11 protein-coding genes are annotated in these 11581 nt (G+C 72.7%); 3 read left to right on the top strand and 8 right to left on the bottom strand.

The genetic code is table 11. The annotated features are described in order from the left end of the window. Positions 1 to 8: 8 nt before the first annotated feature. Genes ACZ5NW_RS03390 through ACZ5NW_RS03375 form a run of 4 tightly spaced genes read right to left on the bottom strand, consistent with a single transcriptional unit; the run spans position 9 to position 3778 of the window. Positions 9 to 464, bottom strand: a complete 456-nt coding sequence (locus ACZ5NW_RS03390) for a MaoC family dehydratase (RefSeq protein ID WP_468742006.1) — start codon at positions 462 to 464, stop codon at positions 9 to 11. Next, positions 461 to 1975 carry an acyl-CoA synthetase gene (locus tag ACZ5NW_RS03385; RefSeq protein WP_468742005.1) on the bottom strand — a complete coding sequence of 505 codons (1515 nt, stop codon included), beginning with the start codon at positions 1973 to 1975 and terminating at the stop codon, positions 461 to 463. Before ACZ5NW_RS03385 ends, ACZ5NW_RS03390 begins: the two co-directional genes overlap by 4 nt. A gap of 10 nt (positions 1976 to 1985) precedes the next feature. Beyond that, positions 1986 to 2861 carry an amidohydrolase family protein gene (locus tag ACZ5NW_RS03380; protein ID WP_468742004.1) on the bottom strand — a complete coding sequence of 292 codons (876 nt, stop codon included), beginning with the start codon at positions 2859 to 2861 and terminating at the stop codon, positions 1986 to 1988. Next, the gene (locus tag ACZ5NW_RS03375; RefSeq protein WP_468742003.1) at positions 2861 to 3778 is read right to left on the bottom strand and encodes an SDR family NAD(P)-dependent oxidoreductase; all 918 of its coding nucleotides are present in this window, start codon (positions 3776 to 3778) and stop codon (positions 2861 to 2863) included. Before ACZ5NW_RS03375 ends, ACZ5NW_RS03380 begins: the two co-directional genes overlap by 1 nt. Before the next feature lie 144 nt (positions 3779 to 3922). On the opposite strand from ACZ5NW_RS03375, the gene ACZ5NW_RS03370 reads away from it, so the two are divergent. Both ACZ5NW_RS03370 and ACZ5NW_RS03365 read left to right on the top strand, forming a co-directional pair. Next, the gene (locus ACZ5NW_RS03370) at positions 3923 to 4393 is read left to right on the top strand and encodes a MarR family winged helix-turn-helix transcriptional regulator (protein ID WP_468742002.1); all 471 of its coding nucleotides are present in this window, start codon (positions 3923 to 3925) and stop codon (positions 4391 to 4393) included. Positions 4394 to 4418: 25 nt separating this feature from the next. Beyond that, positions 4419 to 5201, top strand: coding sequence for an IclR family transcriptional regulator (locus ACZ5NW_RS03365; RefSeq protein WP_468742001.1), 783 nt, complete (start codon positions 4419 to 4421; stop codon positions 5199 to 5201). 19 nt (positions 5202 to 5220) lie between these two features. Here ACZ5NW_RS03365 and ACZ5NW_RS03360 read toward each other — a convergent pair whose 3' ends face one another. From ACZ5NW_RS03360 to ACZ5NW_RS03345, 4 genes are all read right to left on the bottom strand, one after another. Beyond that, positions 5221 to 7326: an MMPL family transporter gene (locus ACZ5NW_RS03360; protein ID WP_468742000.1), complete on the bottom strand. Its 2106-nt coding sequence runs from the start codon at positions 7324 to 7326 to the stop codon at positions 5221 to 5223. A 143-nt stretch (positions 7327 to 7469) separates the two neighbouring features. Beyond that, a complete protein-coding gene (locus ACZ5NW_RS03355) occupies positions 7470 to 7934 on the bottom strand; it encodes a GNAT family N-acetyltransferase (protein WP_468741999.1) in 465 nt (154 codons plus the stop codon). Next, positions 7931 to 8617, bottom strand: a complete 687-nt coding sequence (locus tag ACZ5NW_RS03350; protein ID WP_468741998.1) for a response regulator transcription factor — start codon at positions 8615 to 8617, stop codon at positions 7931 to 7933. The genes ACZ5NW_RS03355 and ACZ5NW_RS03350 overlap by 4 nt, the downstream gene beginning before the upstream one ends. Continuing rightward, entirely contained in the window at positions 8614 to 9873 is a 1260-nt protein-coding gene (locus ACZ5NW_RS03345) for a sensor histidine kinase (protein WP_468741997.1), read from the bottom strand. Before ACZ5NW_RS03345 ends, ACZ5NW_RS03350 begins: the two co-directional genes overlap by 4 nt. Before the next feature lie 241 nt (positions 9874 to 10114). Between ACZ5NW_RS03345 and ACZ5NW_RS03340 the strand changes: the two genes are divergently transcribed. Continuing rightward, on the top strand, positions 10115 to 11419 hold the full coding sequence (locus tag ACZ5NW_RS03340) for a lipase family protein (RefSeq protein ID WP_468741996.1): 1305 nt from the start codon (positions 10115 to 10117) through the stop codon (positions 11417 to 11419). The last annotated feature ends 162 nt before the right edge of the window (positions 11420 to 11581 follow it).

Raw genomic sequence — 11581 nt, 5'->3', positions numbered from 1 at the left:
CGCCTCGGTCAGGCGTAGAACCGGGACAGGCTCTGGAGTACCGCGGCCGGCTTGGCGGCGCCCTCGATCTCGATGGTGCCGTCGACGGTGATCTGGACACCGCCGGGCACCTCCTCGACATCGGCGAGTTTGCCGACCAGGCGGATGCGGGAGCCGACCTTCACCGGGGAGGGGAAACGCACCTTGTTCAGCCCGTAGTTGACCTTCGTGGTGACGCCCTGGACGTCCAACAGCTCGGTGAACAGCGGGATGAACAGCGAGAGAGTCAGGTAGCCGTGGGCGATCGGGGCGCCGAAGGGGCCCTCGGCCGCACGCTCCGGGTCGACGTGGATCCACTGGTGGTCGCCCGTGGCGTCGGCGAAGGTGTTGATGCGCTCCTGGGTGACCTCGATCCACTCGCTGGTGCCCAGGTCGCTTCCGGCCAGCTTCTTGAGTTCGTCGAGGCCGTTGACGGTGATGCTCATGAGGTTCCTTCACTGTTGCCGTACCGGGTACGGACACGGGACTTGAGGAGTTTTCCGGAGGCGGTGCGCGGCAACTCGTCCGCGACGACGACCGACTTGGGGATCTTGTACTTGGCCAGGCGGCCGGCCAGGGACGCCAGCACCGCGTCCGGGTCGAGCTCGGCGCCCGCGCGGGGCACCACGACCGCCCGCGGCACTTCGCCCCATTTGTCGTCCGGTACGCCGATGACCGCGCACTCGACGATGTCCGGGTGGGTGAGGAGCAGGTCCTCGATCTCGGCGGGGTAGATGTTCTCGCCGCCCGAGATGATCATGTCCTTGATGCGGTCGACGATGAAGACATAGCCGTCCTCGTCGACGCGGGCCGCGTCCCCGCTGCGGAACCAGCCGTCCGTGAAGGACGCGGCCGTCTCCTCGGGGAGCCCCCAGTAGCCGGGCATGACGTGCGGACCGCGGACGACGACCTCGCCGGTCTCGCCGACGTCGACCGGTGCCATGTCCGGTCGTACGACCCGTACGTCGCTGAAGAAGTGGGGCACGCCCGCCGAACCGGCCTTGCGCACCGCGTGCTCGGCGTCCAGGAACAGGGTTCCGGGGGAGGCCTCGGTCATGCCGTAGCCCTGGAGGAAGGTCAGGCCCCGCTCCTGGTAGACGCGGATCATCGACGTGGGGACCGGTGAGCCGCCGCAGGTGAGGATGCGGAGGGAGGACAGGTCCGCGTCCGGCCAGCGCGGGTGGCGGGCGATCTGCTCGAACATCGTCGGGACGCCGAACATGAAGGTGATCCGGTGCTGTTCGATCAGGTCGAAGGTCGCATGGGGGTCGAAGGCCTCGACCAGGACACAGGTGCCGCCCTTCAGCAGCACTGGCAGCGTCAGCATGTTCAGACCCGCCGTGTGGAACAACGGGGCCGAGACCAGGGCGCGTTCGTCGGCGATCAGGTCGTGGTCGATCAGGACGTTGATCGCGTTCCAGGTGAGGTTGCCGTGGGTGAGCATGGCGCCCTTGGGCCGGCCCGTCGTGCCGGAGGTGTACATGATGATGCAGGTGTCGTCGGGGGCGACGGGTTCGTCGATCGGTTCGTCGGGCGCGCCGGCCAGCGCCTCCTCGTAGTCGGCGCCGACCTCGACGTACGTCCGCACATCGGTGTGCCCGGGCAGGCCGGCGACGACCGCGGAGTGGGCGGGGGCGTGGATGAGGGCCTTGGCGCCGGAGTCGGCGAGCTGATAGGCGATCTCGGGGCCCGCCAGGCGGGTGTTGAGGGGGACGAAGACCGCGCCGAGCGATCCGGCGGCGAAGAGGGTCTCCAGGTAGGAGGGGTGATTGGGGCCGAGGTAGGCGACGCGGTCGCCGCGCCGGATACCCCGGGCGCGCAGGGCGTGGGCCAGGCGCGTGGTGCGTGTATGCAGTGTGCGGTAGTCCGTCGACTGCTCACCGTGGACCAGGGCGGTGCGGTGCGGGGTCTTGCGGGCCCGGCGTGCGGGCCACGACCCCAGTCCCTCGTTGCGCATCTGCGGCCCCTTATGACTTCGTCAGCCCGAGCAGGCGGGCGGCGTTCTCCTTGAGGATCTTCGGCCTGACCTCGTCCTTGATCGGCAGCTTCGCGAAGTCGGCGAGCCAGCGGTCGGGGGTGAGGACGGGGAAGTCCGAGCCGAAGAGGACCTTGTCCTTCAGCAGCGTGTTGGCGTAGTGCACGAGCTGCGGCGGGAAGTACTTCGGCGACCAGCCGGACAGATCGATGTGGACGCCCGGCTTGTGCGTGGCGACGGCCAGGGCCTCGTCCTGCCAGGGGAAGGACGGGTGCGCCAGGATGATCTTGAGGTGCGGGAAGTCGGCGGCCACGTCGTCCACGTGGAGCGGGTTGGAGTACTTCAACCGGATCCCGCCGCCGCCCGGGACTCCGGCGCCGATGCCGGTCTGGCCGGTGTGGAAGAGGGCGATCGTGCCGGTCTCCTCGATGACCTCGTAGAGGTCGTAGGCCACCGCCCGGTCGTTGGGGAAGAAGCCCTGGATGCTGGGGTGGAACTTGAAGCCCTTGACCCCGTACTCCTCGACCAGGCGGCGCGCCTGCCGCACGCCCGCCTTCCCCCGGAAGGGGTCGATGGAGGCGAAGGGGATGAGGACGTCGGCGTTGGCGGCGGCGGCCTCGGCGACCTCCTCGTTGGGGACGGGCGGGGTGCCGGTCGCGGACTCGGCGTCCACCGTGAAGATCACGGCGGCCATCGACCGTTCGCGGTAGTGGGCGGCCGTCTCCTCAAGGGTCGGCTTCCGCTCGCCCTCGACCTTGAAGTAGGCCGACGAGGCGTTGTGCAGGTCGTCGTCCAGGGAGGAGTGGCCCTTCGAGGACACCTCCGCGTGGGTGTGGACGTCGATGGCCACCAGGGAGTCGAGGTCCATCACGCCTCCGGGAGCTTCGGCGCCGGGATGCCGACCGTCTGGAGTTCGGCGCCGACCGAGGCCGGGAAGACGTCGGCGAGGGTCTCGGGGGTCCAGCCGCCGTCGGCGTAGGCCGTGCGGATCTCCTGCGGATGCGACCAGAGTGCCACCTTGTCGCCGCCGATGCCGATGGCCTGGCCGGTGATGCCCCGGGCGGCCTCGGAGGCGAGGAAGGGGACGATCGCCGCGCAGTCCTCGGGGGTGCCGAAGCCCTCGCCCTTGCGCAGGAAGTCCGGGAGCGCCTCGCCGTTCCTCATCGCCTCGATGTACGGGGCGAAGGCGGGGATGGTCTCGGTCATCGCGGTCGCGGCCACCGGAACGATCGCGTTGACGGTGATGCCCGCCCGGCCCAGTTCCATGGACCAGGTGCGGGCCATGGCGGCGATGCCGGCCTTGGCGGCGGCGTAGTTGGTCTGGCCGAAGTTGCCGCGCTGGCCGGCCGGGGAGCCGACGAGGATCAGCGTGCCGCCCTCGCCCTGCTCGCGCAGGCGTACGGCGGCGGCGCGGGCGCAGGTGAAGGTGCCCCTGAGGTGGGTGGTGAGCACCGCGTCGAAGTCGTCGTCGGTCATCTTCCACAGCACCTTGTCGCGCAGGATGCCGGCGTTGGTGACGAGGACGTCGAGGCGGCCGAACTCCTCGACCGCGCGGTTCACGAGCCGGTCGGCGGCCTCGGCGGTGCCGACCGGGACGACCTCGGCGACGGCGGTGCCGCCGGCCTCGGCGATGGATTTCACGGCCGCCTCGGCCACCGCCTCGTCGACGTCGTTGACGACCACGGACGCGCCGTGGGCGGCCAGCGCGTGGGCGTAGGCGAGGCCGAGGCCCCGGCCGCTGCCGGTGACGACGGCGACCTTGCCGGTCAGATCGATGGTGGGCACGGCTGTCCCTTCGGTTGCGGGGCGCGGGATGCGCCGCGCCTCGGTGTCGGGGCGCGGGATGCTCTGCGACGAGATCGAAGCTAAGAGCAATAATTGTTGTCGTCAATAGTTGTTCCGGACCGGCGGCTGCGGAAGACTGGGGTCATGAAGACGACGAAGACGCCGGCCATCGACGCGAACGAGCCCTGGATGCGGGCCCTGCACGCCGACACCGGCTATCTGCTCTACCGGCTGGGCCTGCGCTCGGGGCAGCTGTTCAACGCCTGCCTCCAGGAGTCCGGGCTGCGCCTGCGCCACTACGCGGTGCTGCGCTTCCTGGCCACCGGCGAGGGCGCGCTCCAGCGCGAACTGGCCGCCCGGCTCGGCTACGACCCGAGCGCGATCGTGGGGCTCGTCGACGACCTGGAGCGGCAGGGCTTCGCCGAGCGCCGCCCCTCCCCCGACGACCGCCGCAGCCGGATCGTCGTACTGACCGACGCGGGCCGCGCCTTCCTGCGCGACACCGACGAGGCCGGCCTGCGGGTGACCGGCGACCTGCTGGACCCGCTGGACGCGGCCGAACGGGAGACGCTGCACGCGCTGCTGCTGCGGATCGCCGGGGACGGCCTCCAGTGACAGGTGGGGGGAGGGAAGCGGCGGGATGACGGCCTCCCGTTCCGCGCCGGACCGGCTGCTGTCCGTGCTCGCCGCGTTCGACCACGAGCATCCGGCGCTGTCGCTGACCGAGATCGGCCGACGGGCCGGACTGACCCTGACCACCGCGCACCGGCTGGTGGGCGCCCTCACCGCGTGGGGCGCCCTGGAGCGGGACGCGTCGGGGATGTACCACGTGGGGCTGCGGCTGTGGGAGGTCGCCGCCCTCGCCCCGCGCGGCCTGGCGCTGCGCCAGGCCGCGCTGCCGTATCTGGAGGACCTGTACGAAGCCACCCACGAGAACGTGCAGTTGGCGGTCCGGGACGGCTCCGAGGTGGTCTACACCGAGTGGATCTCGGGGCGTTCGGCGGTCGGCGTGCACATCCGGGTGGGGGCGCGGTGGCCGCTGCACGTCACCGGGGTCGGCCTGGCGCTCCTCGCCCACGGCGACCCCGAGCTCCAAGAGGCTTACTGCGCCGGGCCGTTGGCGTCCTTTACCGAGCACACGGTCACCGATCCGGCCCGGTTGCGCCGGATGCTCGCCGACGTACGGCGTACCGGCGTGGCGGTGAGCAGGCGTCAGGTCACCGATGACGCCCTGTCGGTGGCCGCCCCGGTGCGCGGACCCGGCGGCGGTGTGACCGCCGCCGTGTCGGTGGTGGTGCGCGCCGCCGACGCCCAGGTCGCGACGCTCGCCCCGGCGGTACGGCTCGCCGCGCGGGGCATCTCCAGGGCCCTGGGCTGGCGGCCTGAGGACCACCGGGGAACGGCGCCGGCGTCCGGTCCGTGAGGTCGCGTGCGGTGGGTGGTCAGGCGCTCGTAGCGGCCCGTGGTCCGGGCGGTGCCGGTTCCTCCCGGGGGCCGAACCGGTCGTGCGCCCGCCGCAGCGCCGGCGGGGCCCACCAGGCCCTGCGCCCCAGCAGCGCCATCGTCGCCGGCACCAGCAGCATCCGGACGACCGTCGCGTCGATGAGCACCGCCAGCGTCAGACCGAGGCCGATCTGGAGGATCGGGGCGAAGCCACCCGTCATGAAGGCGCCGAACACCACCGCCAGAAGCAGCGCCGCGCACGTCACCACGCGGCCCGAGCGGCGCAGCCCGGTCACCACGGCCTCCTGGTCGTCGCCGGTCCGCAGACGTGCCTCGCGCATCCGGGCCAGGATGAACAACTCGTAGTCCATGGCCAGGCCGAAGGCGATCGCGACGATCAGGGGCGGGGCCGTCAGGCTGAGCGCGCCCAGGCCCTGGGAGCCCAGCGCCCCGGCCAGGTGACCGTCCTGGAACACCCGGACCACCACGCCGAGCGCCGCGCCCAGGCTGAGCAGCGTCGTCGCGATGGTGCGCAGCGGGATCAGCACGGACCCGGTGAACGCGAACAGCAGCGCGAAGATCCCGGCCAGCACGGTCAGGGCCGCCCAGGGCGCCCGATCGGCCAGCATCGCCCGGAAGTCCACCAGCCGGGCCGCCGCGCCGGTGACCTGGACCGGCTCGTCGCCGCGCACCTCCCGCACCTTCCTCACCAGCGCGGTCGCCGCGGCGCCGTCCACGCTGCCGCCCGGGGGCAAGGAGACGACCGTCGTCCCGTCGGGCAGCGCGCGTGCCGAGGCGGCCGGGGAGAGTGCGCGGATGGCACGGGCGGTCCCCGGGTCCGTGCCGGGCTTCAGTACGACGGTGACGGGTGAGACGCCTGTGCCCGGCGGGAAGTGGGCGTCCACCGTGTCGTAGAGCTGCCGTGCCTCGGTGTCCGGCGGGAGTTGCCGGGCGTCCCCGATGTCGACGCGCAGGCCCGTGACCGGCAGCGCGAGCAGCAGCAGCGCGGGGACGACCACGGCGAGCACGGCGACCCTGCGGCGCGCCGCGAAGCGGGCCAGCCGGGCGAACACACGGCCCTCCTCGCCGCACGGGCGGGCCTTCGCCGGGGCGATCCGGCCGCCGAACCGGGCGAGCAGGGCCGGCAGCAGGGTGATCGCGGCGAGCATGTCGACGACCACCACGGCGGCCACGGCGAGGCCCATGCTGCGCAGGAACGTGCTGGGGAAGACCAGCAGCCCGGTCAGGCTGACCGCGACCGTGAGGCCGGAGAACAGCACGGTGCGGCCGGCGGCGGCGACCGTGCGGTACACGGCCTCGACGACGTCCGGGGTGGCGCGCCGCTCCTCGCGGAACCGCACCAGCATCAACAGGGCGTAGTCCACGGCGAGTCCGAGCCCCAGCATGGTGGTGACCTGGATCGCGTACACCGAGATGTCGGTGACCTCGCTGAACAGGAACAGCGCGAGGAACGCGCCCGCGATCCCGCCCACCGCGATCACCAGGGGCAGGGCGGCCGCGCGCAGCCCGCCGAACACGACGAGCAGCAGGGCGAGGACGACCGGCAGGGAGATCAACTCCGCGTTCCGTACGTCCTCCTGGGCCCGCTCGCCCATCTGCGTGCCCAGCAACGGGCCGCCGCTGACATGGACTTCGGGGGCCTCGATCCGCTTGATCCGGGCGACGGCCGCGTCGACGGCCCGCTCCTCGGCGGCGTCGTCCAGACCGCCGTCGAGGGTCACCGGGACGACCAGCGCCCGCCCGTCCTCGGCCAACAGGCCGCGGGTGGTGTACGGGTCGGGGACGGCGGCGACCCCGGCGACGGTACGGACGTCGGCCACGGCCCGCTCGATCCGGGCCCGCGGACCCGGCTCGGACACGGCGAGGCCCTCGACGACCGCGGTGATCGTCTCCCCGGTGGGGTCGACGCGGTCGAGGTACTGCGCGGCCGTCTCCGACTCCGTTCCCGGCACCTCGGGAACGTTGTCGGACAGGCGCCCGAAGACACCCGTGCCGAGGCCGAGGCCGAGCAGCAGGAAGAGCGTCCAGAGCGAGATGACGGTGAGCGGACGGCGGGTCGCCGCCCGGGCGATGGTGGGGAGCACGGTCCCTCCCGGCGAGACTGGGGTCGGCATGCCCTCAGACTCGTGCGGGGGCGCCGGTGGCGGATCGCCGGAGGGAGCGGTTTCCCGGCCTCCGTCGTACGGGGGAGAAGGGGGGCCTCCTCCCTCGTACGGGGGAGGAATCGTCAGCCCCGGTTCCCGGGGTCGCCGGTCAGCGGGTAGTCGTAGCGGATGAACCCCTTGAAGGCCGCCAGACTGTCGTACAGAGCGCGGGCGGTGGTGTTGTGCTCCTGGGTGGTCCAGTAGAGGCGTTCGGCGCCGTGTTCCCGGGCCGCGTCGGCCACCCGCTCGATCAGCGCCCGCGCCGCGCCCCGGCCGCGCGCCGCCTCGGCGACGAACAGGTCCTGGAGGTAGCAGCTGCTGTCCGTTGTCCACACCGTGCCGTGGAACACGTAGTGCGCGATGCCGATCAGCCTGCCGTCGGCCCGGGCCCCGACGCCGTACACCCCGCTGCCGTCGTCCAGCAGCCGTCGCCACATGTGTTCGTAGCCCTCGTCGGAGACCTCGGTGGCGTAGAACTCCTTGTAGCCGCGCGCGAGTTCTTCCCAGGCGGCGCGGTCCTCCGCGTGCAGCGGTCCTATGTCGATCATGGTGGTCCATCCTGGCCCGCGCCGCCCGGCGTGACCAGTCCCGTCTCGTACGCGCAGATCACCGCCTGGACGCGGTCGCGCAGGCCCAGCTTGCCCAGCACATTGCTGACATGCGTCTTCACGGTGTGTTCGCTGACGAAGAGGGTCGTGGCGATCTCCGCGTTGGACAGTCCGCGGGCCAGCATCCGCAGGATCTCCACCTCGCGCGCCGTGAGCACGTCCAGGCGCCGCGGCGCGGCCTCGGTGGCGGCCTCCGCGCGGCGGCGGCGCACGATGTCCGCGACCAGGCGGCGCGTCACGGCCGGCGCGAGCAGCGAGTCCCCGGCGGCGACCACCCGCACCGCGTGCACCAGGTCGTCGCGCCGCACGTCTTTGAGCAGAAAGCCGCTGGCGCCCGCGTACAGCGCCTCGTACACGTACTCGTCGAGGTCGAACGTGGTCAGCATGACCACCTTGCAGCCCGAGTCGGCGCAGATCCGGCGCGCCGCCTGGAGCCCGTCCACCACCGGCATCCGGATGTCCAGCAGGGCCACGTCGGGCGTGTGCCGGCGCACCGCGGCGACCGCCTCCGCGCCGTCCCCGGCCTCGGCGACGACCTCGATGTCACCCTGCGCCTGGAGGATCATCGAGAAACCGCTGCGCACCAGTTCCTGGTCGTCGGCGACGACCACCCGGATACTCACCCCAGTGCCGCCTCCCGGTCGGCGGCGGCCGGCAGCCGTACGACGACCCGGAAGCCGCCCCGAGGGCCACGGCCGGCCCACGCGCTGCCCCCGCACGCGGCGGCCCGTTCCCGGATGCCGATCAGCCCGTGCCCGCCGTGGTCACCACCGCCGCCGCCCTGGTCGTCCTGGTCGTCCTGGTCACCATGGTCACCTAGGGTGCCCGTTGCGCTCGCGGGGCCCCGCCCGTCGTCCGTCACCATCAGTGTCAACGCGTCCTCCGCCCAGTCGAGTTCGACGACCGCGCTGGAAGCGTACGCGTGCTTGACGGTGTTCGTGAGGGCCTCCTGAACCACTCGGTAGGCGGCGACACCGGTGTCGGGCGGCAGCGGGATCGGCGCGCCGCGCACCCTCAACTCCACGCGCAGACCGGCCGAAGCGCCGACCTGACGGACGAGCGCGTCGAGCGCGCCGAGACCGGGCTGGGGCGTGCGCCGGGCCTCGCCGTCCTGACCCTCCTTCAGCACCCCGAGGATGCGGCGCAGTTGGGACATGGCGTCCCGTCCGGCCCCCGCGATCGCGTCGAACGCGGCCTCCGCGCGCGCCGGATCGCTGCGGACGACGACCGGTCCCGCCTCCGCCTGCACCACCATCAGGCTGACCGCGTGCGCCAGGACGTCGTGCATGTCCCGGGCGATCAGGGCCCGTTCCTGCGCCCGGGCCCGCGCGGTGTCCGCCGCCCGCTCCCGCTCAAGGCGCCGCGCCCGGTCCTCCAGCTCGGCCGTGTAGGCGCGCTGCACCCGGGCGAGCACCCCGAACGCGTAGGCGCAGACCACGCTGAGCAGTTGGAAGGCGTACTCGAAGGGCTGCGCGCCCTCCTTCTCGGCCATCGTCACCGACACGCCGATCAGCCAGCCCACCAGCATGAACCGGCGCTGCCAGGGTCTGCCCAGCCCGGCGATGGTGTAGAGGGCGACGATGCCGCCGTACATCACGTCGGGCGGCGGCGCGTGGTAGACGGCCTGGGTGGACGTCGCCAACGACACCGCGCAGGCGGTCGCGAACGGCGCCCGCCGCCGCCACACCAGCGGCAGGGCCGTGGCGGCGCCCAGCAGCCAGCCCTGCCAGGTCAGCCGGTCGTCCCCCTCGTCGGGGAACATCCACTGGAGGGAGGCGGCGAACAGCACGAGAGCGGCCAGGGCGGCGTCGACGGCGTAGGGATTCGCCGTGCGCAACCGGGCGAGCGCGCCGGCGTACCAGGTGCGGAGGACGGGCATCGACGGCTCCTTCGGGCAGCGGCCCTTCCAGTCTCCCGGGCCGGGCCGGCGCCCGCCTCACCGGTGCGAGGGATTTCCGGCGGCTGGTCAGCGGCCGGCCGGCGGCTAGTCACAGGAACACCAAGCTGCCGGCTCCGGTTCGTCGTCCTTTAACTATCAGCGCTTACCTACGGCTCCGTAACCTCACGGTCTGCTCCACCGCAGATGCCTTTTCACCCCACGGAAGGGACGTTCCGAGGTGATGTCACACAGCAAGCGCAGTGTGCGGAACAGGTCCGGGAGAGCCGCCCTGGCCACGGTGTGCCTCGTCGCGGGCGCGGCGCTGGCGGTGCCCGTCGGCACCGCCGGGGCCGCCGCCACGGCGGACACCTGCACCGCCGCCGACACCGCCATCTACCGGCCGCAGGACACGGCCACCCCCGCTCCGGGCGAGATCGCCGACTGCCGCGCGGTCGCCACCCTGCCCATGGTGATCACCAGCACGCCGTACTCCGCGTGGAAGGTGCGCTACGGCTCCACGGACGGCCACGGCCGGGCGGCCCCCGTCGCCGGGACGGTGATCGTGCCGCGCACGCCCTGGACCGGGCCCGGGGAGCGGCCGCTGGTCGCGTTCGTGCCCGGCACGCTGGGCATCGGGTCGCAGTGCGCCTTCTCCAAGCAGCTCGCCGGCGCCTACCAGGACGCCTACGAGGGCCCGAACCTGGCCGCCCTGCTGGACGCCGGGTACGCGATCGCCGCCACGGACGGCGCCGGGTACCTCGACGGCCAGGTCCATCCGTACGTCTCCGGCGCCGACGCCGGGCACGCCGTGCTCGACCTCGCCCGTGCGGCCTCCCGGGTGCCCGGCGCCGGGGTGAGCGCGACCGCGAAGGTCGGCATCTGGGGTTACTCGGAGGGCGGCTCCGGCAGCCTGTGGGCGGCGCAGCTCGCCGCGTCGTACGCCCCCGAACTGCACGTGGTGGGGGTGGCGTCCGGTGCGGCGCCGGCCGATCTGAAGCAGGTCGCCGCGCAGCTCGACGGCGGCACGTTCGCCGGGTTCCTGGTCGACGCGGTGATCGGACTGGCCGCCACCCATCCCGACCTGCCCTTCGACTCGCTCCTCAACGACCGGGGGCGTACGGCGGTCCGGGACGCGAAGGCGCAGTGCGCGATCGGCACGGTTGCCCGGTTCGCCGGCGCCCGCATCGAGAACTACACCGAGGACCGGCTCACGCTGGACCAGATGTACGCGCTGACCGGCCCGGACGGGACGAGCTGGGGCGACGCCGTCGAAGCGAACAAGCTCGGCGTCGGCGTGGGCCGCCCCGGCTCCGGCGCGCGCTACGAGATCGGTTTCCCGGTGCTTCAGTACCGCGGGGTGCTCGACGAGGTGATCCCCGCCGCGACCGCCGACGCGACCCGGCGGGCCTACTGCGCGGCGGGGATCCCCACGCGCAGCGTGCCCTACGTGGGAGACCACCTGCTGACCGACCCGGCGGCCGTGAACGAGGTCGTCGCCTGGCTCGACGGCCGCTTCACCGGGATCCCGACGGCCGGAGGCTGCTGAGCCTCCCCGATCCCCCGCCGTCCCCGCGCCGGAGCCCCACGGCGCGGGGACTCGTCGTGCGTCGGCCGCGGGCCGCCGCTTCTACGACTTTGTCACCTTTACGGAGTGAACTCCCCTGCCCCGCAAGGACTTTCCTTGCTTTAACTCTTGACGGCCGGAGGG

This window comes from Streptomyces sp. NPDC032126 (genome assembly GCF_055580085.1).
Note: the sequence above shows the minus strand (reverse complement) of the source record. Positions and strands in the feature narration are given on the sequence as shown.

What these genes read in the sequence shown, in the direction of transcription:
- ACZ5NW_RS03345 (WP_468741997.1), bottom strand. Translation starts at nt 9,873, where the DNA reads ATGCCCGTCCTCCGCACCTGGTACGCCGGCGCGCTCGCCCGGTTGCGC.
- ACZ5NW_RS03340 (WP_468741996.1), top strand. Translation starts at nt 10,115, where the DNA reads ATGTCACACAGCAAGCGCAGTGTGCGGAACAGGTCCGGGAGAGCCGCC.
- ACZ5NW_RS03365 (WP_468742001.1), top strand. Translation starts at nt 4,419, where the DNA reads ATGACGGCCTCCCGTTCCGCGCCGGACCGGCTGCTGTCCGTGCTCGCC.
- ACZ5NW_RS03370 (WP_468742002.1), top strand. Translation starts at nt 3,923, where the DNA reads ATGAAGACGACGAAGACGCCGGCCATCGACGCGAACGAGCCCTGGATG.
- ACZ5NW_RS03355 (WP_468741999.1), bottom strand. Translation starts at nt 7,934, where the DNA reads ATGATCGACATAGGACCGCTGCACGCGGAGGACCGCGCCGCCTGGGAA.
- ACZ5NW_RS03385 (WP_468742005.1), bottom strand. Translation starts at nt 1,975, where the DNA reads ATGCGCAACGAGGGACTGGGGTCGTGGCCCGCACGCCGGGCCCGCAAG.
- ACZ5NW_RS03390 (WP_468742006.1), bottom strand. Translation starts at nt 464, where the DNA reads ATGAGCATCACCGTCAACGGCCTCGACGAACTCAAGAAGCTGGCCGGA.
- ACZ5NW_RS03380 (WP_468742004.1), bottom strand. Translation starts at nt 2,861, where the DNA reads ATGGACCTCGACTCCCTGGTGGCCATCGACGTCCACACCCACGCGGAG.